At 71.8% G+C, this 24,725-nt stretch carries 18 protein-coding genes; 10 read left to right on the top strand and 8 right to left on the bottom strand.

The annotated features are described in order from the left end of the window. Window positions 1–3 precede the first annotated feature (3 nt). Window positions 4–726: a GTP cyclohydrolase II gene (locus tag IEY30_RS14115; RefSeq protein WP_052358589.1), complete on the top strand. Its 723-nt coding sequence runs from the start codon at window positions 4–6 to the stop codon at window positions 724–726. Between the two features lie 14 nt (window positions 727–740). Here the strand turns inward: IEY30_RS14115 and IEY30_RS14110 are convergent, their stop codons facing one another. Further along, window positions 741–1,523 carry an endonuclease/exonuclease/phosphatase family protein gene (locus IEY30_RS14110; RefSeq protein WP_030199344.1) on the bottom strand — a complete coding sequence of 261 codons (783 nt, stop codon included), beginning with the start codon at window positions 1,521–1,523 and terminating at the stop codon, window positions 741–743. A 107-nt stretch (window positions 1,524–1,630) separates the two neighbouring features. On the opposite strand from IEY30_RS14110, the gene IEY30_RS14105 reads away from it, so the two are divergent. The 5 genes from IEY30_RS14105 to IEY30_RS14085 all read left to right on the top strand — a co-directional run bounded on the left by IEY30_RS14105 (window position 1,631) and on the right by IEY30_RS14085 (window position 8,510). Beyond that, window positions 1,631–2,257: a nucleotidyltransferase family protein gene (locus IEY30_RS14105; RefSeq protein ID WP_081920511.1), complete on the top strand. Its 627-nt coding sequence runs from the start codon at window positions 1,631–1,633 to the stop codon at window positions 2,255–2,257. Between the two features lie 114 nt (window positions 2,258–2,371). Then, window positions 2,372–3,847, top strand: coding sequence for a xanthine dehydrogenase small subunit (locus tag IEY30_RS14100; RefSeq protein WP_030199350.1), 1,476 nt, complete (start codon window positions 2,372–2,374; stop codon window positions 3,845–3,847). Next, window positions 3,840–6,323, top strand: coding sequence for a xanthine dehydrogenase molybdopterin binding subunit (xdhB, locus tag IEY30_RS14095; RefSeq protein WP_030199353.1), 2,484 nt, complete (start codon window positions 3,840–3,842; stop codon window positions 6,321–6,323). The genes IEY30_RS14100 and xdhB overlap by 8 nt, the downstream gene beginning before the upstream one ends. A 1-nt stretch (window position 6,324) precedes the next feature. Continuing rightward, window positions 6,325–7,203, top strand: coding sequence for a xanthine dehydrogenase accessory protein XdhC (gene xdhC, locus IEY30_RS14090; RefSeq protein ID WP_081920541.1), 879 nt, complete (start codon window positions 6,325–6,327; stop codon window positions 7,201–7,203). Beyond that, window positions 7,200–8,510, top strand: a complete 1,311-nt coding sequence (locus IEY30_RS14085; RefSeq protein WP_030199360.1) for a guanine deaminase — start codon at window positions 7,200–7,202, stop codon at window positions 8,508–8,510. The genes xdhC and IEY30_RS14085 overlap by 4 nt, the downstream gene beginning before the upstream one ends. 82 nt (window positions 8,511–8,592) lie before the next feature. On the opposite strand, the gene IEY30_RS14080 is transcribed toward IEY30_RS14085, so the two are convergent. Both IEY30_RS14080 and IEY30_RS14075 read right to left on the bottom strand, forming a co-directional pair. Further along, a complete protein-coding gene (locus IEY30_RS14080; protein WP_030199361.1) occupies window positions 8,593–9,921 on the bottom strand; it encodes a nucleotide disphospho-sugar-binding domain-containing protein in 1,329 nt (442 codons plus the stop codon). After that, window positions 9,918–12,152, bottom strand: a complete 2,235-nt coding sequence (locus IEY30_RS14075; protein ID WP_052358590.1) for a glycosyltransferase — start codon at window positions 12,150–12,152, stop codon at window positions 9,918–9,920. Before IEY30_RS14075 ends, IEY30_RS14080 begins: the two co-directional genes overlap by 4 nt. 214 nt (window positions 12,153–12,366) lie before the next feature. Here IEY30_RS14075 and IEY30_RS14070 point away from each other — a divergent pair, with 214 nt between their 5' ends. Both IEY30_RS14070 and IEY30_RS14065 read left to right on the top strand, forming a co-directional pair. Then, window positions 12,367–12,651 carry a hypothetical protein gene (locus IEY30_RS14070; RefSeq protein ID WP_030199365.1) on the top strand — a complete coding sequence of 95 codons (285 nt, stop codon included), beginning with the start codon at window positions 12,367–12,369 and terminating at the stop codon, window positions 12,649–12,651. Window positions 12,652–12,657: 6 nt separating this feature from the next. Continuing rightward, window positions 12,658–13,410 (top strand): DUF6338 family protein, encoded by a 753-nt coding sequence (locus IEY30_RS14065; protein ID WP_030199367.1) that lies wholly within the window; start codon window positions 12,658–12,660, stop codon window positions 13,408–13,410. Here the strand turns inward: IEY30_RS14065 and IEY30_RS14060 are convergent. From IEY30_RS14060 to IEY30_RS14050, 3 genes are read right to left on the bottom strand one after another with little or no spacing between them, the layout of a single operon-like run. Beyond that, the gene (locus IEY30_RS14060) at window positions 13,400–17,146 is read right to left on the bottom strand and encodes a WD40 repeat domain-containing protein (RefSeq protein ID WP_156035331.1); all 3,747 of its coding nucleotides are present in this window, start codon (window positions 17,144–17,146) and stop codon (window positions 13,400–13,402) included. The two genes, IEY30_RS14065 and IEY30_RS14060, sit on opposite strands and share 11 nt — an antisense overlap. Then, window positions 17,143–19,317, bottom strand: coding sequence for a CHAT domain-containing protein (locus IEY30_RS14055; protein WP_156035333.1), 2,175 nt, complete (start codon window positions 19,315–19,317; stop codon window positions 17,143–17,145). Before IEY30_RS14055 ends, IEY30_RS14060 begins: the two co-directional genes overlap by 4 nt. Next, complete coding sequence (locus IEY30_RS14050) at window positions 19,310–21,079, bottom strand: C25 family cysteine peptidase (protein WP_052358593.1); 1,770 nt, start codon at window positions 21,077–21,079, stop codon at window positions 19,310–19,312. Before IEY30_RS14050 ends, IEY30_RS14055 begins: the two co-directional genes overlap by 8 nt. Before the next feature lie 646 nt (window positions 21,080–21,725). On the opposite strand from IEY30_RS14050, the gene IEY30_RS14045 reads away from it, so the two are divergent. Then, on the top strand, window positions 21,726–22,529 hold the full coding sequence (locus tag IEY30_RS14045) for a GAF and ANTAR domain-containing protein (protein WP_030199379.1): 804 nt from the start codon (window positions 21,726–21,728) through the stop codon (window positions 22,527–22,529). Between the two features lie 21 nt (window positions 22,530–22,550). On the opposite strand, the gene IEY30_RS14040 is transcribed toward IEY30_RS14045, so the two are convergent. Together IEY30_RS14040 and IEY30_RS14035 are read right to left on the bottom strand one after the other, a co-directional pair. Further along, on the bottom strand, window positions 22,551–23,225 hold the full coding sequence (locus IEY30_RS14040) for a DUF6766 family protein (RefSeq protein WP_030199381.1): 675 nt from the start codon (window positions 23,223–23,225) through the stop codon (window positions 22,551–22,553). Between the two features lie 82 nt (window positions 23,226–23,307). After that, a complete protein-coding gene (locus tag IEY30_RS14035) occupies window positions 23,308–23,778 on the bottom strand; it encodes a hypothetical protein (RefSeq protein ID WP_052358594.1) in 471 nt (156 codons plus the stop codon). A 265-nt stretch (window positions 23,779–24,043) separates the two neighbouring features. On the opposite strand from IEY30_RS14035, the gene IEY30_RS14030 reads away from it, so the two are divergent. Continuing rightward, entirely contained in the window at window positions 24,044–24,487 is a 444-nt protein-coding gene (locus IEY30_RS14030; protein WP_162181008.1) for a transposase, read from the top strand. Window positions 24,488–24,725 lie beyond the last annotated feature (238 nt).

Raw genomic sequence — 24,725 nt, 5'->3', positions numbered from 1 at the left:
GGGATGAGGAAGGACGTTGCCGGGGAGAGGGCCCCGCTGGGTGCAGGTCCCGCGCCGGCCCGGATCCGCACCCACGTGCTCGTGCCGCTGGCCTTCGCGGACGGCTTCACGACGACGGCGCGCGTCTTCACCTTCGAGGGCCTCGCCGACGGTCGCGAGCACCTCGCGCTCGGGCTCGGCGAGCGGGCAGCGCCACCCGGACCGACGGTGTGCGACGCCGGCGCGACACCGACCCGGCTGCACAGCGAGTGCCTGACCGGTGACGTCTTCGGCAGCCAGCGCTGCGACTGCGGTGCCCAGCTGCGCGAGTCCGTCGAACGGCTCGACGCGTCGGGAGGTTTCCTCCTCTACCTCCGGCAGGAGGGCCGCGGCATCGGGCTGTATCCCAAGCTCGACGCATACGTGCTCCAGGACCGCGGGCTCGACACCTACGAGGCCAACGTCGCCCTCGGCTACGGGGAGGACGAGCGGGACTACACCGTGGCCGCCCAGATGCTCGGCGCGCTCGGCGTCGACCGCGTCGCGCTGCTCAGCAACAACCCCGACAAGGCCGAGCAGCTGCGCCGGCTCGGAGTCACCGTCGCGCACCGGGTGCCCACGGGCGTGCACCTGTCCGACGCGAACGCGCACTACCTCGCCACGAAGGTCGTGCGTCACGCGCACACGATGGACCTCGGGACCTCTCCGGGCTCGCAGTCGGTCGCGACCCGCCGCGGAACGGTCTGAGGCGCGCGTCCGGCTCAGACGTGGTCCGACACGTCTTGCAGGATCAGCTCGGCCGTGAGCGCGCGGTGGTCCGACACGGGGAGCGCCATGGCCGCGCCGTGCCGCGACCGCACCGGCCCGCGCAGGAGGATGTGGTCGATCTGCTGGCGTGGGGCCTCCGTGGGATACGTGGTCGCCTCGACGGCGGACCGCATGCCGGTGATGTGACGTGTGCGGTTCGGCTCCATGTTCAGGTCGCCCATGACCACGAGGGGGTGGGTCTCGTCGACGACGTCAGCCATGAGTCGACGCAGCTGCCTGCCGTTCCACCAGTCGATGAACGAGAGGTGGGTGTTGGCCACGGTGACGGGGCCATCGGGCGACTCGATGTCGGCCACGACCGCGACCCGCGGCTCGTCACGCACGAGCTCGGGCCGCAGGCGGCCCGAGAACCGCATCGGTACGGGTATCGGCACCGGTGGGAGTCGGACGATACGCCAGCCTCGGACGGGGAACCTGCTGAGCAGCGCGATCCCATAGGCGGCCGCGTCGGGTTGTTCCTCGCCCGTGGCGGCGACCCATGTCGCGCCGGGGCCGCCGGCCAGCGCGGCCACGAAGCGGTGCTCACGAGCCCCCATCTCCTCGGCCGCGATGGCGGTGAGGTCGGCATGGTCCGACCGGTGCTGGTTGTGGTCCACCTCCTGCATCGCCAGGACGTCTGCGTCGAGCTGGCGGACCGATCTACGGAACCCCTGGAGGTCGACGTGCTGGTCGGTCGGCACCCGTCCGTTGAGGATGTTGAAGGTCGCCACTCGCATGGCTGGCTCGTACCCGTCTCGCGACGGCGTCCACGCCACCGAGCCCTGATGTCTTCACGGCTGACGTCGGGCTGCACAGGCCGACGCCGTCTGGGTACTGGGACCGCATGGACCTGGAGGACGCGCCGGACCTGCGTGACGCACTGAAGACGGTCGCCGTGGCCCTGAAGCAGAGCGGTGCCCCGTTCGCGCTGATGGGCGGGTATGCCGCATGGGCCCGAGGTGGGCCCGAGCCTGACCACGACGTCGATTTCCTCATCGCCGCGCAGGATGCGGACGAGGTGGCGCAGTTCCTGGCAGACCAGGGTTTCGACGTGGTGCAACCACCGGAGGACTGGCTCTTCAAGGTCTTCGCCAACGGCGCGATGGTCGACGTCATCCACGGGCCCGTGGGACGTGTGACCGACCGCTCGGAGGTCGAGCGTGCCACGACGATGCAGGTGCTTGCCGTCGAGATGCCGGTGCTCGACGCCACCGAGCTGGTGATCCACAAGCTGGCCTCGCTCGACGAGCACTACTGCGACGTCAGCGCGGTGCTGCCGGTCCTGCGTGCCTTGCGGGAACAGGTGGACTGGGAGCGCACGGCCCGCGAGACGTCCGGGAACCCCTTCGCCGAGGCGGTCCTCTTTCTGCTCGACCGCCTCGGCATCGTCGAGCAGTCTCGGTGCGCCCACCCGTGCGATGGTCTGGTCGAGCGTGACGATGGCTGCCGGCAGGGCATGATCCGTCCTTGACTAGTCCATCCGGGCCGAGTGGGGCAGGCTTCTTCGGTCCACCTGCGTGTCCAACCCTGATCGACTGCGGCACCCGGCGGTGCATCATGGGTCCGTGGACGACGGGACTTGCGGATGAGGCCGGGGCAGCGGCTCTCGGTGACGGTCAACGGCACCGAGCGCGAACTGGCCGGGGTCGAGCCGGCGACCAACGCCCTGGACTGGCTGCGCGGTCTCGGCCTGACCGGCGCCAAGGAGGGCTGCGCCGAGGGGGAGTGTGGTGCCTGTGCGGTCCTCGTCGCCCGTTCCGATGGCGCTTCGGGCACGGAATGGACGGCGCTCAACGCCTGTCTCCTTCCGGCGGCAGCGCTCGACGGGCAGGAGGTCGTCACCGCGGAAGGACTCGGCACGGCCGCGCAGCTGCACCCCGTGCAGCACGAGCTGGCCGTCCGGGGTGGGTCGCAGTGCGGCTACTGCACGCCCGGATTCGTCTGCTCGATGGCTGCCGAGTACTACCGGGACGGCCGCGCGGCAGAGGCCGGTCCGGGCGTTTCGAGCAGTGACGCGCCGCGGGCCTGCGGCCCCAACGGCTTCGACCTCGAGGCGCTGTCGGGCAACCTGTGCCGCTGCACCGGCTACCGCCCGATCCGCGACGCCGCCTGGGCCTTGGGGCAGCCCAGTGGCGACGACCCCCTCGCCACCCGACGTACGAGTGCGCCTCCCCAGGCGACCGCGACCCGGCTCGAGGGGCGGACCGGCACCTACGCCCGGCCCGCGGACCTCGCCGAGGCGCTGGGCCTGCTCGCCGAGCACCCCGACGCCGTGCTCGTCGCCGGGTCGACCGACCGAGGGGTCGAGGTGAACCTGCGCGGCGCCAGGTCGCCGTTCGTCATCGGGATCGACCGGCTGCCTGAGCTGCGCCAGCTCACGGCCACCACAAACGGGGTCGAGATCGGCGCGGTCCTGACCCTCACCGAGGTCGAGCGCGCCCTGGCGGGACAGGTCCCGCTACTGGACCAGGTCTTCCCCCAGTTCGCCTCACGGCTGATCCGCAACGGGGCGACCATCGGTGGCAACCTCGGCACCGGCTCGCCCATCGGCGACCTGCCGCCGGCGCTGCTCGCCCTGGAGGCCGTGGTCCTGCTCGTGGGCGCAGAGGGTGAGCGGGAGGTCGCCCTGGCGGACTACTTCACCGGCTACCGGCAGAGCGTCCGGCGCGCCGACGAGCTGGTCCGGGCGGTCCGCATCCCCCTCCCGCTCGCCTGCACGACCGCCTTCCACAAGATCGCCAAGCGTCGCTTCGACGACATCTCCAGCGTCGCTGTCGCCTTCGCCCTCGACGTCGTCGACGGCATGGTGCAGCGGGCCCGCATCGGGCTGGGCGGCGTGGCGGCCACGCCGGTGCGCGCTCTGGCCACCGAGGCCGCTCTCGAGGGACGCACCTGGTCCGCCGAGACGGTGCAGAGGGCGTCCGAGGTCATGGAGAGCGAGGGCACGCCCCTCGACGACCACCGTGCCAGCGCCGCCTACCGGCGAGCGATGCTCGGCACCGCCCTGCAGCGCCTGCACGCGGAGAACGTCCCGGACGGCGAAGGAACCACGCATGAGTGACCTCTCGCTCCGACCCGCCGACCCCGTTGTCGGACAAGCCATCCCGCACGAGTCGGCCGGCCTGCATGTGACGGGCGCGGCGCTCTACACCGACGACCTCACGGTGCGCACCCACGGCATACTCCATGCCCACCCCGTCCAGGCGCCGCACACGCACGCCAAGGTCACCCGCCTGCACACGGCTCCCGCCCTGGACGTCCCCGGAGTCGTCCGGGTGCTGACCGCCGACGACGTCCCCGGAGTCAACGACGGCGGGGTCAAGGGCGACGAGCCGCTCTTCCCGTCCGAGGTGATGTTCTTCGGGCAGGCGGTGTGCTGGGTGCTCGGCGAGACGCTCGAGGCAGCCCGGCTCGGGTCGCTGGCCGTCGAGGTCGACTACGAGCCGCTGCCCGCGATCATCACGGTGCGCGAGGCGATCGAGCGCGACTCCTTCCAGGGCGGCGCGCCGAGGCTCGAGCGCGGCGACGTGGACGACGCCCTCGCCGGCGCGTCACACGTCTTCAGCGGCGAGCTCGACCTCGCCGGGCAGGAGCACTTCTACCTCGAGACGCAGTGCGCCGTCGCCCACGTCGACGAGGCCGGCCAGGTCTTCGTCCAGAGCAGCACCCAGCACCCCAGCGAGACCCAGGAGATCGTCGCGCACGTGCTCGGACTGTCGAGCCACGCGGTCACCGTGCAGTGCCTGCGGATGGGAGGAGGCTTCGGCGGCAAGGAGATGCAGCCGCACGGGTATGCCGCCGTCGCCGCTCTCGGAGCGACCCTGACCGGCCGGCCGGTGCGCCTCCGGCTCAACCGCAGCCAGGACCTCACCCTGACCGGCAAGCGCCACGGCTTCCACGCCCAGTGGCGTGCCGGCTTCGACGGCGACGGGCGGCTGCTCGCGCTCGACGCGACCCTGACGTCGGACGGCGGGTGGAGCCTCGACCTCTCCGAGCCCGTGCTCGCCCGGGCCCTGTGCCACGTCGACAACGCGTACTGGATCCCCAACGTCCGGGTCAACGGGCGGATCGCCCTGACGCACAAAACGTCCCAGACCGCCTTCCGCGGTTTCGGCGGCCCCCAGGGGATGCTCGTCATCGAGGACGTCATCGGTCGGTGTGCGCCGCGCCTCGGCATCGACCCCGCCGTGCTGCGACGCCGTAACTTCTACGCCTCGGGCCAGGAGACGCCGTACGGCCAGCCCGTGCGTCACGCCGAGCGCGCGGTCGCGTGCTGGGAGCAGGTGCTCACGACCGGCGACGTGGCGGCGCGCACGGCGCAGATCGCCACCCACAACGCGAGCCACCCGCACACCAGGCGGGCGCTCGCGATCACCCCGGTGAAGTTCGGGATCTCCTTCAACTTCAGCGCCTTCAACCAGGCCGGCGCGCTCGTGCACGTCTACAAGGACGGCTCGGTGCTCGTCAACCACGGCGGTACGGAGATGGGCCAGGGCCTGCACACCAAGATGCTTCAGGTCGCCGCCACCTCCCTCGGCGTGCCGCTCGAGTCCGTGCGCCTCGCGCCCACGCGCACCGACAAGGTGCCCAACACCTCGGCGACCGCAGCCAGCTCGGGCGCCGACCTCAACGGCGCAGCGGTGAAGAACGCGTGCGAGCAGGTCGTCGAGCGCCTGCGGGTCGTCGCGTCGGCCCGGCTGGGGGTCCCGCCCGACGAGCTGCGCTTCGGCGGAGGGTTCGTGCGCGGCTCCGGCGAGGGGCAGACGCTCGCCTGGTCCGACCTCGTGGCCGAGGCCTACGTCCAGCGGGTCCAGCTCTGGGCCGCCGGGTTCTACCGGACCGAGGGGCTGCACTGGGACTCCGCTGCGATGGCGGGCTCACCCTTCAAGTACTTCTCCTACGGCGCCGCCGCGGCCGAGGTCGAGGTGGACGGCTTCACCGGCACCTACCGGCTGCTGCGCGTCGACATCGTGCACGACGTCGGCGACTCGTTGTCCCCGCTCATCGACATCGGCCAGGTCGAGGGCGGCTTCGTGCAGGGCGCCGGGTGGCTCACCCTCGAGGACCTGCGCTGGGACGAGTCGTCGGGCCCGACGAGGGGACGGCTCGCCACCGCGTCGGCCAGCACCTACAAGCTGCCGAGCCTCTCCGAGATGCCCGAGGTCTTCAACGTGGCGCTGCTCGAGCGCGCTCACGAGGACGGCGTCGTCTACGGCTCCAAGGCCGTCGGCGAGCCGCCGCTCATGCTCGCGATCTCGGTGCGTGAGGCGCTGCGGCAGGCGGCATCCGCGTTCGGTCCGCCCGGCACGGTCGTCGACCTCGCGTCGCCGGCGACCCCCGAGGCGGTCTTCTGGGCCGTGCGCCAGGCCCGCGGTGGCGCGCAGCCCCCGCACACGGTGGCGGTGCTCGAGGGCGGCGTCGGTGTCGTCCCGGAGCAGCCGGATGCCGACGCCCAGTCGCTGCAGCCGCGCTCCGAGCAGGTCGCACAGGACGAGCAGGTCGCGCAGGTCGCGCAGTCCTCCGGTCGGGGTGGCTGACGTGCACTGGCTCGCAGCGGTCGAGCAGCTCCGGGTGGATCGGGTGCCCGGCGTCCTCGTCACCCTCGTGTCGGTGCGGGGGCACGCGCCCCGGGAGGCCGGCGCCAAGATGGTCGTCTCCGCCGAGCGCACCTGGGGCAGCATCGGGGGCGGCAACCTCGAGGCCACCGCCGTCGATCGCGCGCGGGAGCTGCTCGGGACGCTCGGCGCCGGGGGTGGCGCCGGGGGTGGCGCCGGGGGTGGCGCCGGGAGTGGCGCCGCTGATGCCGCGCCGACCCAGCTGTCGCTCTCCCTCAACGAGCACGCCCTTGTCGAGCACGGCCAGCAGTGCTGCGGCGGTGAGGTGTCCGTCCTGCTCGAGCCGCTCGCCGTCGTCCCCTCGGTCGCCGTCTTCGGCCTCGGCCACGTCGGGACCGAGCTCGCGCGCATCCTCAGCCGCCACGACCTCGAGCTGCACCTCGTCGACGGTCGCAAGGACCGTTTCGAGCCGGACCGCCTCGCGGGTCTGGGCGACGCCGTGGCGCGCATCCACCTCCATCACGCGCCGGTCCCCGAGCTGGTGCTCGGGCAGGTCCCGCGGGGCACCCACGTGCTCGTCATGACCCACGACCACGCCGAGGACGTCGCCCTGTGCGACGCCGCCCTGAGGTGCTCCCATCTCGGGTCGACAGGCTTGATCGGGTCGTCGGCCAAGTGGCGGCGCTTCGAGCAACGCCTTGCGGCAGAAGGCCATTCAGCGGATGCGCTGCGTCGGATCCAGTCGCCCATCGGCCTCCCCGGTCTCGCGGGCAAGAGCCCGGCCGTGATCGCCGTCGCCGTCGCCGCCGACCTGCTCGCCACCATCGACCGCGAGCGGGCCGCCCAGGACGCACGGTCGTGACGCTCTTCAGGGCGTCCGTCCTCGACACTCCGGCCAACCCCTTCACCGGGGGCCGGCTGCGCTCGGACGACGACTGCGGGCTCCTCGTCGAGCAGGGCGTCATCACCGCGCGTGGACCGTTCGAGACCCTCCGGTCAACGCATCCCGACGAGCCGGTCCTCAACCTGCGCGAGGGGATCCTGCTGCCGGGGATGGTCGACACCCACGTCCACTTCCCGCAGGTGCGCATCATCGGTGGACTCGGTCTGCCGCTGCTCGACTGGCTCGACCAGTGCGCGCTGCCGGAGGAGATGCGTCTGGCGGACGTCGACCACGCGCGCGGCGTCGCGCACGACTTCGTGTCCGGGCTCGTCGACGCCGGGACGACGACCGCCCTCGTCTTCGGGGCGCACTTCGCCGGGGCGGTCGACACGATGTTCGAGGCGGCCGACCAGTGGGGCCTGCGCGTGACGACCGGGCTCGTCACGTCCGACCGCCTCCTGCCCGAACCCCTCCTCACCACACCGGAGCGCGCCCGGGCGGAGTCACGCGAGCTCGCCGACCGCTGGCACGGCAAGGGACGCCTGAGGTATGCCGTGACGCCGCGTTTCTCCCTGTCGGCGAGCGACGCTCTCCTCGAGTCCTGCGCGCAGACCGTCGCCGAGGTGCCGGGCGCGTTCTTCACCTCGCACGTCAACGAGAACGTCCACGAGATCCGCGAGGTCGCAAGCCTTTTCGACGGTGCGGCCTACGTCGACACCTACGACCGGCACGGCCTGCTCACCCCGCGGTCGGTGCTGGCCCACGACGTGCACCCGACCGACCGGGAGCTGGCCACCCTCGCGGGCCGTGGGACGGCGGTCGCGCACTGCCCCACGAGCAACGCAGCGCTCGGCAGCGGCCTGTTCCCCCTGCGTCGGCACGTCGAGGCCGGGGTGCGGGTGGCCCTGGGCTCCGACGTCGGTGCGGGCACCGGCTTCTCCCTCTTCAAGGAGGGCCTCCAGGCCTACTTCGCGCAGCAGCTGCTCGGCGAGCAGGGCCTGCCGCTCACCTCGGCGCACCTGCTCTGGCTGTCCACGGCCGCCGGCGCCGACGCCCTGGGGCTGGCCGACGAGGTGGGCGTGCTGTCGGTGGGCCGGCAGTTCGACGCCATCTGGGTGCTGCCCGAGCCCGGCGACCCGCTCGCCGTCGGCCTGGCCAATGCCGCGTCCGCCAACGATGCGCTGTCCAAGGTCTTCGCCCTCGGCACCACCTCCGACGTGGGTGGCGTGTGGGTCGGCGGCGACCAGATCGCAGCCGGCCGCTGGCGCCGGCCCCGCGACCGCTGAGACCCACCGCGCCCCGCTGGTCTGAACCGCTGTCCCCGCGATCCGACGCGCGGACGCGGACCGCGGCACACGGCATACGGAATCAGGCGTGCGGTCGGACCGCCCTGTCCGACAAGGCATCCCGCGCACGGTGAGGACCCGGACGCGCGCGCAGGGACGCACTGAGGCGGGCGAGCCCGGCCGCTCGGTCGGCGTGGTCCGGTCCGGCCCCGAGCAGTCGTTCGGCGGCCGCACGCAGCTCGGAGGCGCCCACCCGGTTGGGGTCGAGCACCTCACCGAGTCCGCGCCGCTCGACGGCGGCGGCTCCCGCGAACTGGTCGGTCGACAGGGGGAGCAGGAGCAGGGGCACGCCCGCGGTCAGGGCCTCGGTGACGCTGTTGTTGCCGCCGTGCGAGACGGCGAGCGACGCGTGCCGCAGGAGAGTGACCTGCGGGAGCATCTCGCGCACCAGCCAGGAGTCCGGCACGGGTCCGAGCAGCGCCCGGGGCGTCGAGCCGTTGGCGAGGGCGACGCGCACGTCGAGGCCGTGCAGCGCCTCGACGATCCGCGCCAGCAGGTCGGAGCGCGCCGAGAGGAAGCTGCCGAGGCTGACGTAGACGACCGGCCCGTCACCGCCCGCCAGCCAGGCCTCGACCTGCGCGTCGGGCGCCTCCTCGCGGACCGAAGACCCGAGGAAGGTGTGGCGCGGCAGCAGCGCCGTGCGGTGCGGCTCGTGCAGCTCCTCGGGGTAGTTGAGCAGCAGGACGTCGCCGGTCTCGGCAAACGCGTCGACGCTGGGCGTCGCGCCCGGGTTCAGCTGTGCCAGAGCGGAGTTCCACTGCGAGGTGAAGTCGTCACGCACCTGCTCGGACAGCAGGCGCAGCTCCTCGAGCGCGGCGGGATCGGGCTCGATGGCGCGCGGCCAGGCGGGCGGGTAGCCGTAGACCTCGTCACCCAGCGTCAGGGCCGAGGGGTGGCCCAGGACGACGTCGGCGTGGCTGATGCCGCTGCTCGCGAGTCCGAGCCGGGCCCCGAAGGCGAGGTGGTCGACGATGATCGTGTCGGGGCGCACCCGCTCGACGACGTCGTGGACCGCGCGGGCGACGCCCACGGCGTTCCAGAGCAGGTCGTCGCCGCGAGCACGGGCCTGGTAGGCGAGCGTCTCGACGGCGCCGACCCTCGTCGCCTCGAAGAAGCCACGGAGAGAGTCGTCCTCACCCTCTGGCTGCTCCTCGGCGCGGATGACGCCGGGGTTCGAGCCACGGCCGAGCTGCAAATGCACGCGGGCGAAGCCGAACTCGCGCACGAGGGCGTCGGTCGCGGGACCGGTGGCGACGACGACGCGCTCACCCGCGTCCCGCCACGCGGTCGCAAGGGTGGCGAGCGGGTAGAGGTGCGAGGCGTAGTCGGGACTGATGACGAGCAGCGTCACGACGCCCCCTCCTCGGCGACGGGCGACGAGAGGTCGCCCGGGGCGGCCCGGGAGCCGCGTCGGGCGTAGACGGCAGTGAGCTCTGCGGCCATCGTGTCGATGCCGAACCTCGCGTGGATCATGTCCTGAGCCTGCCGCACGCGCGCCGGGGCGTCCGGCGACGTGGCCAGGCCGAGCGCCGCACGGGTGGCCGCGGCGACGGACTGCGCGCTGGAGGTGTCGGTGAGGATGCCGGTCTCGCCGTGGGCGACGTAGGTCGCCGGGCCGCCACCCGCGGGCGCGACGACGACGAGTCCGGCCGCCATGGCCTCGAGGATGGCGATGCCGAACTCCTCCTTGAGGCTGGCGCTCACGTAGACGCCGCGGGGCGTGCCGGCGGTGGCGGCACTACCGAGGGCCGCGAGCCAGGCGGTCGCGGTGGCGTTGGGTCGGTGGCCCGCGAGCAGCAGCCCCTGCGAGGTCGCGTCGTCGGCAGGGACGACGGCGTGGATGCGGGCCAGCTCGGCTGCCTCGTCGTCGTTCGGCTGGTCCAGGTCGCCACCGACGACGAGCACGTTGCAGTGTGCGGCCAGGTCGGGATCCTCCCGCCAGGCGCGCACGAGGGTGGCCATCCCCTTGACGGCGTTGAGGCGGCCGACCGTCACGACGACGGGCAGGTCGCGACGCTCGGCGGGCAACGTCGCGAGGAGGCGCCTGAGCTCCCCGACGGCTGCCGAGACGGCGGGCCCGCGCACCGTCTCGTCGCGCACTTCCCGAACGACGCGGTCCAGCGCCGAGACGTCGATCCCCTCGCCGACGACGGTCGCCTGCTGCGTCGTGAGGTCGAGTCCGAGGAAGCGGTGCAGGTCGCGCTCGACGTTGGGCCGTGGGAAGAGCACGAGGTGGTCGGCCCGGTCGGCCAGGTCGAGCAGGAGGCGGTCCCGGAACCACAGGTGCTCGACGAGGTCGGCCTCGCCGAACGTGGCGCGCGTCAGGGTCCCCGCCGTGTCGCGCGCCTCGATGAGGGCGTGGGGGTCGGGGGCCAGGGTCAGCACGACCGGGATGCCGAGCTCGGCCGCGGCCTCCGCCGCAGCCATCGACCCGACGTCGGCCATCCGCAGGTGGATGGCGTCGACGTGCCCTGCAGCTCGAAGGATCCTGCGTATGCCGCGTCGTGTCGTCACGCGCGTCGGCCAGGCCTGCGCGACGCCGAGAGGTGCACCCGACCGCGGCACGTGGGCGTAGTGGTGGCCGGGCGTGAGCAGGCCGGAGGGGGGCGTCTGGCCGGCGAGGGGCGCGGCACCGCGCCCGACGGGGAAGTGCGCGGGGTCGGGGGTGCCACTCGAGATGGTGATGACGCGCCCGACGCCCGGCTGCCGCAGCAGCGCGTCACCGAGGTGGACGAGCAGCGTGGCGATGCCGCCCGTGTCGCCCTGGCCCGCGTGGTTGAGCTGACCGTCGATGTCGGAGTGCAGGAAGAGCTGGGCGATCGTGAGGCCGGCGCGACCGGGTGCCGCCGGGGGAGCGGCCGCGGGTCTCGAGGCCGTCGGCGACGGCCCTCTCGGCGCCACGGAGAGGTCGTGGAGGGCGAGTCTGGCGGTGCGGGCCAGGGGGCCGACGGTGCGGGTCAGGGCGATGAGAAGCTGCTCCGCGCTGCGGTCGGCTGCCGGACCGTCGCCCAGGGCGGCGAGCGCCGTCGTGCGGACGGCGAGGGGTTCAGCGTCGTTGCCGGCGAGGTCGAGCAGCACCTGCGTCGAGGCCGCGCCGGGCACCAGCCCGAGCGTCTCGACCAGGCGCGCGCGCGCTGTTGCGTCGACGGCACCTGGCAGTGCGCCGATGAGGGCCGCGCGCACCTGGTCCGGAGCGGCGGTGGCCCACCGTTCGAGGGTGCGCTGGGCCAGCATCCCGGTGAAGCCGCCGTCGTGGCAGGCGCCCACGAGGGCGGGGAGAGCCGCTTCGTCGAGCGGCACGTGCCGCAGCGCATCGATGGCGTGCTCGGCGACGAAGCGACGCTCATCGGTGAGCAGGTCGGTGAGGGCCCGCGCTGCTGACCAGGCGCCGGTGGCGCCCAGGGCCTGGACGGCCGCGATGGCGGTGACCGGGTCACCCGTGCGCGCCTCGCGCGCGAGCAGGGCAGCCGTGGTCTCGTCAGAGTCGGCAGCGGCCGCGTCAGACAGGAGGCGACCAGCGCGCAGACCCTCGAGGATCGTCGGGACGGTGCTGACCGTGGCGAGCGCGGGGCCGACGTCCATGTGGACAACCCTAGGTCGGTGTCGGCTTTCGCGTCGGCGCGCTGTCCAACGTTGGCAGCGGCCGGCCGGCCGGCGATGCGCGCCCCGAGCCGGTCCCGCGTCCGACCCGGTGAGCTCCCGGCACCCGTCTCGTGGCATCCGTCCGCATTTCGCCACCGACGCCACGGGACGGGAGGACGATGGTGGAAGGAGCAGCGCGAGAAGGGGGGACCCGATGACCGAGCAGCAACAGGGGTCGGAGAGCGACGCGCTTCGTGAGGCCCGCGAGGCCACGAAGGACGCCGTGGAGGCCGCGCAGACGGCGGAGCAGCGGGTGGCCGCCGCCCAGCAGGAGCAGCAGGAGCAGCAGGTGGCCGACGAGCCCGGCGAGGACGACGCCGAGCTGTCCCGCGACCTCGACGAGTTCTCGACGTCGTGGGGCACGCGCGGCCCGGACGTCGAGGGCATCGACTCGGGCGGCGGGGGCGGTTCCTCCGCCGGCGGCACGACCGACGACTGACGCGACATGGTCCCCGAGACGCTCGGCGCGATCCTCGTCTTCCTGGCGTTCATCGCTCCGGGTCTCGCCTTCGAGCTGCTGCGCGAGCGTCGGCGTCCCTTCATCGAGGAGACCGCCTTCCGCGAGGCGAGCCGGATCGCCCTGACCAGCATGCTGTTCAGCCTCGGAGGGCTCTCGGTCCTCGCGGTGGCGCAGGCGCTCGGCGCGACGTGGGTGGTCGACAGCAGCCGGTGGCTGACCGACGGACAGGCCTACGTGTCGGCCCACCTGGGACAGGTGACGGCGAGCGTGCTCGTCTTCGTCGGCGTCTCGCTCGGGCTGTCGCTGCTGGCGGACTGGCTGCTGCGCCGCTCGGCGCCGGGACGGATCGTGCCCGGGAGCGTCTGGTTCGCCCTCTTCCGTCAGCACCGGCCCGACGGCGCGACGCCGTGGGTCCACCTGCGCCTCAAGGACGGGACGGAGCTGTGGGGCTTCGTGGGGGACTACACCCCCGACCAGAAGCTCGAGAACCGTGAGCTCGTCCTGGAGCAGCCGCGGCTGCAGTACCGCCGTCCGGGGCAGGACCAGAACGTCATGCTGCCGACCTGGTCGTTCGTCTCCGTCCGTGGCGAGGACATCGCCTGGATGAAGGTCCAGTACATCGAGGACGGCCCTCGTGGCGGCGTCGTGCCGGCCCGCTACAAGGCCCCGCCCGCCACCGCGTTCGACGAGAAGCCACGTCCCGTCGACAGGCCGTCCGGCACCGACCTCACTGCGTGACGCCGGGGGTCGGCGTGCCCGGCGTCGTCGGCAGCGAGCACTGCCAGTCCTCCCCGGCCAGCTGCTGGAACTGGTCGCACTCGACCGTCGACAGCCGACGCGTCGTCCGCTGCTCCGCGTCCTTGAGCAGCGCGTCATCATCCAGCCACGCAACCGTGGGCAGGTAGGTCCGGCCGGCCAGGACGACGCGGTCCCCGCCCGGGACGAACCTCGCTCCGGCGATCCAGCCGCGATGCGTGATGCGGCGCACCACGTGCCCGTCGGCGGCGTCCCAGATGACTGCCGTGTTGTCGTCGCTGGCGCTGACGAGCCGTCGTCCCGTCGCGTCGAAGGCCACGGAGGCGACCCGCTGCAGGTGCCCGCGCAACGTCCTCTCGAGCTGCCCGGTGCCGGGGTCCCACAGCTGCACGTCGGTACCGACCGCGACGGCGACCCGGCTGGAGCCCTGCGACCCGGAGCTCCACGCGACGTCCCCCAGCTGGAGACCCGGGTCCGTCGAGCTGCCGGAGCGCGACCGGGCGGCGCGCGCAGCCGGCAGACCGGTCACGTTCTCGGCAACGTTGAGGGTCCGAATGGCGTGGTGGCTCGCGATGTCCCAGAGGATCGCCGTGCCGTCCCGGGAGATGCTGACAAGCTGCTTGCCGTCGGCTCCGAAGGCGAGCCCGACGATGGCCTCCGAGTGGTCGTCCATCGAGCTGAGCAGCAGGCCGGTTGCCGCGTCCCAGAGGCGCACCACGTGGTCGATCTGGGCGCCGCCCGTGGCGATGAGCGTGCCGTCCGGGCTCACCGCCACGGCGGCTGCACCGATGGCCTCCTTGGGCGTCGCTGCGGCGTCGAGCTGGGGCCGCGTCTCGTCCGGCGAGAGCGGGGTCACGACGACCGCGCCCGCGGTGTCGGCCGTGACGACGAAGCGGCCGCCGGGGTCCACGGCCGTGTCGACGATGCGGACGCCCCGCCCCTTGACCGGTGCGACGAGCCGGCTGTGAGTGCTGCCCTCTGCCGACGCCGACGTCGATGCCGCGGAGACGGCCGTGACCTGTGCGCCGGTGACCGACCACAGCCGCACCGACCCGTCCCACGCCCCCGTCACGACGGTGCCGTCCCCGGTCATGTCGAGGCTGGTCACCAGGTCCGAGTGCGTCTCGGGCAGGTTCCAGACGGCAGCGTCCCCCGTGCCGGTCTGCACGACGGCCCGGTCCGTGCGGGTCGGGTCGGCGGCGATGCCTCGCGGCAGCGTGCCGGTCTCCCAGAACGAGAAGCCGGTCTCCTGGCCTGTTCCCGTGTCGACCATCGAGAGGTTCCCGTAGGCGTCGAGGGCGAGCACCCGCCGCGGGTCGGACGTGAACGAGACGTCGAGGGCAGCGGCCCGGAGCGCCTTGACGACGACCTTGCGCCCTCCCGTGACGTCCCAGATCACGACCTGGCTGCCCGCACCGGTGGCGACGAGGGACCCGTCCGGGCTGACGTCGAGGGCCACCGCGACGGCGGACCCGGGCATCTTCTGGGACGCAGCCGAGGTGAAGACCGGTTTCCAGCTGCCAGAGCTCTGGGTCCTGCCCGTGTCCCACGCCGCGAGCTCTCCCGAGTCGTCCACGGCGACGAGCTTGCTCCCCCGGCCGGCCCAGCCCACGTCGCGCACGGCGCCGGAGCGCACGAGGTGCTGGACTTCTCTCCCGGTGTCGGACCGCAGCACGGACAGCGTGCCGTTGTCGTACGCACAGGCGAGAAGGCTGCCGTCAGGGCTGAAGGAGACGGCGTGCGTAGCCGTGCCCGCCTTGGTGGCGGGCGCGACCACGACGACGAAGGACGCCTTCGAGGGGGTCCAGATGGCGACGCGTCCGTCCGCACCACCGACGGCGATGCGGTCGCCGTCCGGGCTGAAGGACAGTGCATCGGCGGTGCCGATGCCCGGTCTGGACGCCACGACGCTGCCGCCCTGTGCGTCCCACACCTCGATCGTGCCGTCGGAGGCGACGGTGCCGACCCTCGCGCCGTCGTCGCTGTAGGTCACGGCGATCGCCGGTCCGTGGCTGCTGCGGAAGGTGCGCATGACGGGCGTCTCGTCCAGGGCCAGCTGCAGCAGGTTCTCCGTCTGCCACGAGCTCCCGTCCTGGCCCGGGACGGTCATCTTGGTCGCCCGCTCGCCGAGCAGGAGCCCGAGCTGGTTGTCGACGTCGAGACGACCCATGGCCTGCCCGACCAGGCCGGCCTGCGCGGCCCTCTGCGCGGCCTCCCGGGCGCGCGTGCTCGAGCGGAGCGCCAGCCCGGCTGCGACGAGGGCGAGGGCGCAGACGATGACGGTGGCCACGAGCCAGCGTCGGGTCCTGGCATTGGCCCGGGTGAGCCGCTCGAGCTGCTGCTCCGCGGCGTCGGACGCGTGGAGCAGGGCGAGCTCGACCTCGGTGAGGGGCTGCGAACCGGAGTCGGCCCACCGGTGGGCGGCAGCGAGGTCGGGGCCTGTCAGCAGCAGTCGGTCGGGACGCGCCTGTGCCTCCCAGTCCCGGGCTCGGTGCTCGAGGGTGGTGAGGTGGCGACGCCTCCAGTGCTCGTTGTCGTGCTGGATGGGCTCGACGAGGCGGTCGTGCGCGAGCTCGTACCAGACGGCCCCGCGTCGAGACTCCGCCCGCAGGAGGTGCCGGTCGGTGAGGGTGCGCAGCACGCGCTCGCTGACGTCGTCGGGGCCGGCAGGCCCTCGCATGACCTGGGCGCGGAAGCCCTGGTTGGTGACGAGGGCGGTCTCGATCCAGTCGCGGAGCGATCGTTCCGGCAGCCCGGTGTCGCCGCAGACCCCGGCAACGCTGGTGGCGTAATAGTCGGCCAGGGCCTTGTCGACGTCGCCGACCGCCTCGACGTCTGCGATCTCCACACGACGGGCCTCGCGGGACAGGCGGTCCCACATCAGACGGCATACGACCTGCAGCTGGACGGGCTCGACGTGCGGGCCCTCCTCCTCGGTGACGGTGCCGGCATGCTGCACCCGCACCTTGCGGAGGTCGTCGACGAGCCGCCGAGCCGCGTCGTGGTCGAATTCGACGCCGACGGCCCGCGCCGGCAGCGTCATCGCGTCGAGCGCCTGGTCGGCCGTCAGCAGGTCCAGGCGGTAGCGGGTGGACAGGCGGGTCGGCAGGGGGCGGACGTAGGGCGCGAACTCGGCGAGGAAGTCCTCGCGTGCGGCGAACAGGGCCCAGAGCTTCCGGTCGGCCAGCATCGTGCTCAGGTCGGTGAAGAACGCCGCCTTGGCGTCCTGGTCGACGGGGTCGGCGGTGATGACCTCCTCGAACTGGTCGAAGACAAGGACCTCGTTTCCCGGGCGGCCGTCCATGTCCGGGCGCTGCGCCAGGTACTGGGCCAGGGTCATGCCGGCCAGCTCCGTCACCGTGTGCTGGATCGCCGCCGGCAGGCCCTCCTCGAGGGACAGCAGGGTGCTGAGCACGTAGCGGTTGATGCCGGCAGGTGCGCCGGGGACGTCCGCCGGCTCGCGGTTGACCCGCACGATGGGCAGGACCTCGAAGCCCTCCTCCTCGAGCATCGGGACGAGACGCGCCTGGATGAGGGAGGTCTTGCCCGCACCGGAGGGGGAGTGCAGCAGCACGATGCGCTCCGCGACGAGCAGGTCGACGAGGTCTGCGGCCTCACGGTCGCGTCCGTAGAGCTGGTCGCCCCGGCGGAACGACTGCGGTCCGACGTAGGGGTTCGTGCGCGCGGGAGCGACGGCCGGGGCCGCGTCGGTGCTCATGACGCGGCCCGCCACGCGTCCCGGAGCTCCTTCATGAAGGCCTCGGTGCTGCCCCAGTAGATGGTGAAGTTGCTGCTCTGGAAGTAGGTCTCGAGGTACCTGCGCGCGCGGTTCGGGTCGACCGACCGGCTCTCCTCGGGGTCGATCTGCACGGCGACGTGGGTGTGCTCGCCTCGCCGGTTGCCTTCCTGGCTGAGGATGCTCTGGTAGATGACGCGGGTGTCGAAACCGAGCTCTGGCTGGCCCAGCAGCATGAGGGAGGTGTCGGAGAAGGCGCGCCGCACCTTGAGAGGGACGAGGTCCTTGTCGCGCGTGATCCCGATGAGGAAGCCGAAGTAGTCGTCCTCGGTCAGCACGAGGGTCCGGCGCCGCGCGTGGTGCCCGAAGAGGTGGAAGACGAGGGGTCGTTCCTTGGTCGGGCGGTAGCCGGGCTCACGGTCGAACACCGAGGTCGGCCAGCCCGACAGGACGGCCTCGCGGCGCCGGTCCTCGTCGTCGAACGTCGCGAACGCCCAGTCAGGCGTGTCGAACTCCTCGTCGGAGCCCCACGGGTCGTCGCTGTCGAGCCGCTTCCAGCGGCAGAGCTCGATCTGCGGGTCCTTGCCGGCGCGCCGGAGGGCGTCGGCCAGCAGGTTCCACGGCTGGGTGGTGACGTAGAGCGGTAACGGCAGCTCGGCGAGGAACGCGTACGGGTCGTCGCTGCCCTCGGGGTAGCGGATCTGCCAGGCCTGGGACATCAGTGGTCCGAGGGGGATGTCGGTGCGGTTCTGGCCCTCGTATGCCGTCGCGAGCTCCTCGTAGCCCTCGAGCAGGGCCGTGCGGAGGTAGTTCCCGAGCTCGTCGCGCGGGAAGTTGGGCCCGAGGTTCACGGAGAGGAACTGGGCGACCTGCGGGAGGTCGTCGCGCCACTGCGGGGCCATCGGGAAGCGGAAGTGCTTGGCCCAGCGTTGGGCGATCTCCTGGCGCGGGCCGAGGAGCTGGTCGTTGAGACCGGGCCCCAGGATGGGCGTGCACTTCTGGTCGCGGATCTCGTTGATCAGGGCCGGGAACTTCTCGAACGCCTCACCGGAACCGCCGAATCCCGCCTGGTACCAGATGCGCCCGCTGCGCAGACGCATGAAGAGCGACGGCACCCACCAGTCGGCCCGGTCGCGCACGGTGCCTCTGGCGGCGGCCATCGCGCGGTCGACCTGTCCGTCGCGCTGCAGCTCCCGGAAGAGGACGGGCATGAAGCGGCCGACGGTCTGCATCGACACGTTGCCCTGCATGGCCACGACGGCGGGCACGCCCGCCTCGGCCAGTCGGGGGCCGAGGGCGGCGAGGGCGCCGCCGTCGTCGCTCCGGGACTCGTCGCCGGCTCCGGCGCTCTGGCAGGACGCGAGCACGACGAGCCGTGGCATGCGCACGAGGTCCCTCAGGCGCTCGACGAGCTCGACGCCGCGGATCGGCGCGCCGTGGCCCTCGCCGTCCTCGAGGAGCAGGACCGGCGCGTCGCCGACGAGGTAGCCGTGGCAGACGAGGTAGAGGATGTCGCACCCGTCGCGCAGCGCGTCGAAGAGCTGGTCCAGCGTCGCGTCCTTGCGCCCGGCGAGCACGCGCGTGGGCAACGGCGACAGGCCCTGCCTGGCCGTACTGACCTCCGCACCGACGTCGAGCTGTGCCAGTCCGGCCGGGCCGAAGTCCCCCGAGTCCGACGGGTTCGCCACGAGGGCCAGGGCTCGCAGCTGGCTCCGGGGCCGCAGCCCGACCGGCCGCCAGTCGTTGCTCGACAGGTAGCGCGAGAAGACGACCGACTCGTCCGTCAGCAGTGGCGATCCGTCGTCGACGTCCCGGATCGTCTCCCAGCGGACCGCGTGGAGCTGTGGGGCGCTGGGACCCACGAAGAGCCGGACCCGCATCGTGATCCCTTGGGCCTGCGCGGCTGCCTTGCACTGCCGGTAGCCGTCACCGACCGACCCCCCGAAGAGCGCCTGGCCCAGCGCTCGCCCGTAGGCCTCCTCGTCGTCAGCGAGGACTTCGAGGGCATCGGGGTCGATGGTGGCGAACTGGGCTCCACGGCTGTCGAGCCGGGTCTCGACGTCGGCGCGCGGCTGGCTGTAGCGCAGCTCGACGCGCCAGGTGACTCCGTCACGGGCATGCAGGCCGATCTCGAGGTCGGCGTAGTCAGTCATCGGGGTCGCCACCTCCAGCCGTCGACGCCCGCTGCGCGGTGAGGCTGACGTCGAGCAGGCGAGTGTGCAGGTCCGCCAGGGCGGTCGCCTCGTCGTCGTCGGCCGTCGCTCCGGGAAGCGGCGTCGTGACGACGTGCTGGGCGTCGCCGTTCGTGTGGACCATGGAGTAGAGGGCCAGCCGCGCCCCGGTGATACATCCCGTCGCGGGGTCCACGTGGACGGCCGCCGGGTCGTGGGTGACGTACGTGGCGACCTCGACGGTCTCCTTCGCGAAGGGCGGGCGAGGTTGAGGGCAAATGGCGCTCGCAGCGATGTCGACCGTCGGCCGGGTGACCGGGGGAGTGTGCGACTGCTGCCGTATGCGCACGGCGGGGTCGCCGAGGACGACGTAGTTGCGGGTGTCGGAGTAGGCTGTCCAGAGCGCCGCGAGGGTGGCCGGGTCGATGCGTTTGCCGAGGTCGCGCAGCTCGATGGTCTGGGCCAGCTCGGTCGCGACCTCCGCGGGGCGGTCGCCCATGAACTCGAGGGCGGTGCCCAGCAGCTCACCGGACGCGAGCGCACGCAGGGTGCTGTGGAACACCTCGGTCTGGGCGCCGACGCCGGGCCACATGAACGAGTACGCCCACGCCCGGTCCACATGACCCACGACGGCGAGCGCTCCCCCCTCACGTCCGAGCATGGCCCGGGGGAGGGCGGCCACGAAGGGCGCGGGCGCCAGCGGGCCGGCACTGAACTGCGCGCGTCCGAAGTCGTTCTCACGGGGGGTCCCGGCGCCGAAGCAGGCGAAGACGACGGCGACCATCCCGGTCAGGTCCGCGTCCAGGGCCCTCACGTCCGTCGCTCCGAACCACTCGCCCGCGGCGAGGGGCCCGTGACCGGGTCCGTCCCATTCCTGGCAGACCAGTGCGCCTTGGGTCTCGGTCTGCAGCGGGTGACCGCTGGGGAAGCCGAGGCCGTGGGACGCGGTGAAGAGAAGCCCCGGTGCACGGGTCCCCGACAGGGCCGACACCAGCCCCACCTTGGTGGCATCGCCGCCGAGCAGCCGCGACACGCGGAAGAGCTGCGCCTCCTCGTCCAGGGCGTGCGCGAGTGGCCGGGCGAGGTGCTGCTCGGACAGCCCGGTGGCCGCGTCGTCGTCGTGGCGCGGGGCGAAGAGGCAGACGTCGACGGGACCGTCGTGTCTGTCACGGCCGGCGGCACGGTCGGCGGCGACGACGTTCCTCGCGTAGACGGCATACTCCGAGGTCGTCGCGAAGGAGACGCGGCCCACGGAGTGCTGGACGTCCAGCTGGTACTGGAACGAGAACGGCACCTCGTCCGGGCCACCGACGATGAGAAGGTGGTAGGGCAGGACGTCCGGGTCGACGGGCCCGGGCCCGGCGCCGAAGCGGGTCTGGAACTCCTGCTTCGTCTCGTCCTGTCGGTAGCCGTCCGCACCGGTGAGCTCACGGAAGCGGTGCTCCCGAGCCGACGCGGCCTGCTCGCGTCGGTGCTCGAGCAGCGGGCGGAGCGCGACGAGGACTGCGGGGTCGGCGTGCTCGCTCGCGATGACGCCCCACCCGGCAAGACTCAGGTCCGAGCCGTCGACGCCGTGCTTGGGGGCGAGGTGGTCCTCGGTCGTGCGTCGGTGGTGGGCCGTCAGCGCCGCCATGGAGGCGTGGTCGAGGGGGGCGGATCCGAAGGCGTCAGCCACGTCCTGCTCCACCAACGGTGGCAGCAGGTGCTCGCCGGTGGTCGCGTCGACTCCGTTGGGGTGCAGCACAGCACTCGCCTCCTCGGTCCCCCGCGGTACGAGCTGGCGAAGGGCCTCGTTGAATCAGGCCTCACGTCCAGAGTGCACCCCGCCTGTGGTCGAGAAGGTGGGAATCCGTGTCATTCGCCCCGGATGGAGCGTTGCTCCCTCACGCCCGGCTGGGCTGCTTCGGCCATGCTCTCGCGTTCCTCATCTCCGCCGCGCTGCTGGTTGGACTCGGGCCGATGACGCCCCCCGTGGACACAGCCGCGCACGCTCCCGTGCTCCGCTCTGTGCGAGAAGGGCTCAGCCATCTCGGCCGCCACGCGGAACTGCGGCGCCTCACCGTTGGCATGGCGGTGTTCAACTTCGTATGCAACATCGCTTTTTCGACCAAGGTCCTCTTCGCGCGTGACCGACTGCACGTGCCCGAGGCCTGGTTCGAGCTGCTCATGGCGGCCTCCGCGATAGGAGGGCTCGCGGCCGGGGTACCTCGTGCCGAAGTCCCGCCCCCAGTTCACGGCGCAGACGATCTACCTCATAGGGCCCGGGTTCGTGGTCGCCGGCTCCGCGCAGCGAGCCATTGTGACTGTCATGTGGGGACGATTTTCGCGATAATGGCAGCGAGAGGATCGAAGTCGAAGGACGGCCCGGACACGCTGGGAGGTGAACACCCATGCCGAGCGCCCTGGATCAGAATTGGCAGACCATCGAGGAGTTCGCCGACGCTGCCCGGGTCCTGCAGGAACACAGCGTGCAAGGCGTCCACACCCCAGAACTGATCTGTGACCTCGCCGCCAAGCTCTTGCGTGCAGACCATGCATCCATCGCCAGCGACCACCATGGACGCATCACCACCATCGCCGCGACCAGCGGCGTCCCGGCCATGGTGGACATGATTCGGGACCAGGAGCAGGAAGGGCCCATCCTCGACGCGCTGCGCGGCGGTGTCACCGTACGCGTCGATGACCTCGGCAGAGACCCACGTTGGGCCCGTCTGGGGCCGAGACTGGTGGCCGAAACAGATATCCGCAGCCTTCTGAGCTACATCATGCCGGTCGACGACGGAGGCCACGCGTCACTCAACGTGTTTGCAGCGCGGCCCCACGCGTTCACGTCCGAGCACGAGTCGCTCATGACGCTCTTCGGCGCCACGGCAACGGCCACCGTGCGGGCTCTGCGTCGTCAGGACGATGTCGACAACTTCAAGGCCGCGCTGCGGACGAGCCGACACATCGGCGTTGCGCTCGGGATCATCATGACCACCAGGCAACTGTCGCTGGACGCGGCTTGGGATCTCCTGGTCAGGGAGAGCCAGAACCGCAACATCAAGGTCGCCGCCCTGTCCGAGACCGTCATTGACACGGGCGCATTCGACACCCCGCTCGGTGAATGTCGCCAACGAGCTGCGGTGGCACGACGCACGTCGAAGGGCCGGCTCGAGGACTCAAGGACGATGCTCGGCCCCCCGCGTGCCTGACGTGAAAGCAGGCTCGGCGCCTCAGTTCTCGACGCCCGTCGAGATGTGGGACTCTCCCACCGGCTTGGACTCGGGTGAGCCACGCTCGCGCAGGTAGATGCTGAGGACAACCATGCTGGCGACCGCGAGGAGCTCGGACTGCCAGTTTTGGAAGGTCCGGTTCCAGAAGTCCGGCGCGGCGAGGTATTCGCCCAAGCTGAGCGGCTCCTGGAGGTTCTGCAATTGGTCTGCGTCGTACGCGCTGCGTCCGGCGATGAGCTGGGCCAGCCACGACAGGACGAAGATCGCGCCCATGACGACCCCTAGCGAGCGAGAGTAGAGGCGTGTGCGCCAACCGCCGGCCTTGGCCCACGCGGGCGACGCGTCGGTGGCATGCGCCCCGACCTTCTGGTCCTCGTCGCTCTCACGGCCGACGCTATCCAGCGGCTTGGACTCCGGCGATCCCTTCTGCACCAGCCAGACGGTGAGCAGGATGAACAGGAGGAACTGCAGGTACTCGGACTGCCAGTTCTCGGCCACGTCGACGGTGAACTGGGACGACGTGACGTACTCGCCGATGCTCAGGGTGGGCAGGCTCGCGGCCGTGGCGGACTCGTTGTAGAACGCCTGCCCGGTGAAGGCCTGCCCGACCAGCGCGGCGAGGAGCAGCACGAAGAAGACGAGGGTGAGCGAGCTCTCCTTGACGAAGCGCGTCATCGGCTCATCGCCCCGATGGTGATGCAGTAGGCCAGGCCCACCGCGACGAAGAGCAGCAGGCCGACGAAGACGGTGCGCACGGTCAGTTTCCCTTCACGCTGCAGCTGTACGGCTTGTCCTTGCCGGCATCCACGCAGCCAGCAGCGGTGACCCGCCAGCCCTCGTCGAATCGCGCGAGGAAGATGGTGTCGCCGCTCAGCCGGACGATGGCGTCCTTGCCGTACACCTCTGCCTCGCCGGGGCCCGACGCCCGTGGCAGGTTCTGGTCCGGCAGCGCGGTGGGACAGGGGCCGTCCTGGTCCTCAAGCTCCTGACGCGTCCCGGGCGCCAGGAGGTCGCACGCCGTGCCCGCATCGCCTTGCACTGCGGTCGCGAAACGCAGTGCGGCGTCCACGGCGTTCTGGCTCTCTGCACCGCCCTGACCGGAACATCCGGCGAGAAGCAGGACTACCGGCAGCAGAAGGAGGCCGAGCAAGGGGCGTCTGGCCCGGCGGGCATCGTTGGTGGCTCTGGGCCGCGCGTCGGCGCTGGACCAAATCTCCTCGTCAGACAATCGAATCCTCCATGTCGTCGCACCAAGTTCTGCGCTCCTCGTACCCTCGCGTCGCAAGAACGCGCAGGCCGGACACGAGAAGCATGTCGGGAGCCAGGCCGCGATGCACGGAGCCTCACCGGCTGGTTGGGATACATCGACACAATGCACGCCGCTTTTCGGCCATGGCGGTGCGCCATCCAATGGCCGTTATCTGGGGTCTGCTGAACGGATAGGTGACGTCTGATCTGCGTCGATGTGTCTCGGCGCTGGAAGGATGTGCACCATGCCCGAGGCGTTCCCCAACGGGTTCCGCGAGGACGTGATCCGGGTCTGCAGGGAGTCGGATGCCTCCGTAGCCCAGGTCGCGAAGGACTTCGGCATCTCGCCTTCGTGCCTGAAGCGGTGGCTGACGATCGACGAGCGCCGATCTGCCGGCGCGTCGGTCCCGGCAAAGAGCGCGAGCGAGTCCGAGGCGCTGCGCGAGGTGAACAAGCGGGTCGTCGGCCATGGGCTGAACCCTGACGAGGCGAAGAAGCCGTTGGATGCAGCCAAGGCGCACAAGATCTCCCAGGGAAGGAACGGGTGGCGGCCGGTCCCGAATGGCACGACTCGGACATGGTGTTCGCCTCAAAGGCGGGCACCCCGATGGAGCCGGACAACCTGCGCCGCAGCTGGTATCGGGTGCGCACGGTCCTGCCCGAGCCGCTGCCTCGGTTTCACGACCTGAGGCACACCTGCGTGCGCTTGTACTGACCGAGCGAGTCGCAGCGACACCGTCCAGGAGATCGTGGGCCACAGCGCCATCGACGTGACGATGATGATCTACGCGCACACATCGCTGGACGAGAAGCGAAAGGCTCTCCAACTGCTGGGGGAGCGGCTCGCCTGCTATCAACCGGTCGCAAAAGGGACAAAACGCAGTCCGCTGCCAATGGCCAGAGGGCCCTCAAGGAACGAGGAAACCG

The organism is Terrabacter tumescens, from assembly GCF_014646815.1.
Lineage (GTDB): Bacteria > Actinomycetota > Actinomycetes > Actinomycetales > Dermatophilaceae > Terrabacter > Terrabacter tumescens.
Note: the sequence above shows the minus strand (reverse complement) of the source record. Positions and strands in the feature narration are given on the sequence as shown.

What these genes read in the sequence shown, in the direction of transcription:
- IEY30_RS14115 (WP_052358589.1), top strand. Translation starts at nt 4, where the DNA reads ATGAGGAAGGACGTTGCCGGGGAGAGGGCCCCGCTGGGTGCAGGTCCC.
- IEY30_RS14110 (WP_030199344.1), bottom strand. Translation starts at nt 1,523, where the DNA reads ATGCGAGTGGCGACCTTCAACATCCTCAACGGACGGGTGCCGACCGAC.
- IEY30_RS14105 (WP_081920511.1), top strand. Translation starts at nt 1,631, where the DNA reads ATGGACCTGGAGGACGCGCCGGACCTGCGTGACGCACTGAAGACGGTC.
- IEY30_RS14100 (WP_030199350.1), top strand. Translation starts at nt 2,372, where the DNA reads ATGAGGCCGGGGCAGCGGCTCTCGGTGACGGTCAACGGCACCGAGCGC.
- xdhB (WP_030199353.1), top strand. Translation starts at nt 3,840, where the DNA reads ATGAGTGACCTCTCGCTCCGACCCGCCGACCCCGTTGTCGGACAAGCC.
- IEY30_RS14075 (WP_052358590.1), bottom strand. Translation starts at nt 12,152, where the DNA reads ATGGACGTCGGCCCCGCGCTCGCCACGGTCAGCACCGTCCCGACGATC.
- IEY30_RS14070 (WP_030199365.1), top strand. Translation starts at nt 12,367, where the DNA reads ATGACCGAGCAGCAACAGGGGTCGGAGAGCGACGCGCTTCGTGAGGCC.
- IEY30_RS14065 (WP_030199367.1), top strand. Translation starts at nt 12,658, where the DNA reads ATGGTCCCCGAGACGCTCGGCGCGATCCTCGTCTTCCTGGCGTTCATC.
- IEY30_RS14060 (WP_156035331.1), bottom strand. Translation starts at nt 17,146, where the DNA reads ATGAGCACCGACGCGGCCCCGGCCGTCGCTCCCGCGCGCACGAACCCC.
- IEY30_RS14055 (WP_156035333.1), bottom strand. Translation starts at nt 19,317, where the DNA reads ATGACTGACTACGCCGACCTCGAGATCGGCCTGCATGCCCGTGACGGA.
- IEY30_RS14045 (WP_030199379.1), top strand. Translation starts at nt 21,726, where the DNA reads ATGCCGAGCGCCCTGGATCAGAATTGGCAGACCATCGAGGAGTTCGCC.
- IEY30_RS14040 (WP_030199381.1), bottom strand. Translation starts at nt 23,225, where the DNA reads ATGACGCGCTTCGTCAAGGAGAGCTCGCTCACCCTCGTCTTCTTCGTG.
- IEY30_RS14030 (WP_162181008.1), top strand. Translation starts at nt 24,044, where the DNA reads ATGCCCGAGGCGTTCCCCAACGGGTTCCGCGAGGACGTGATCCGGGTC.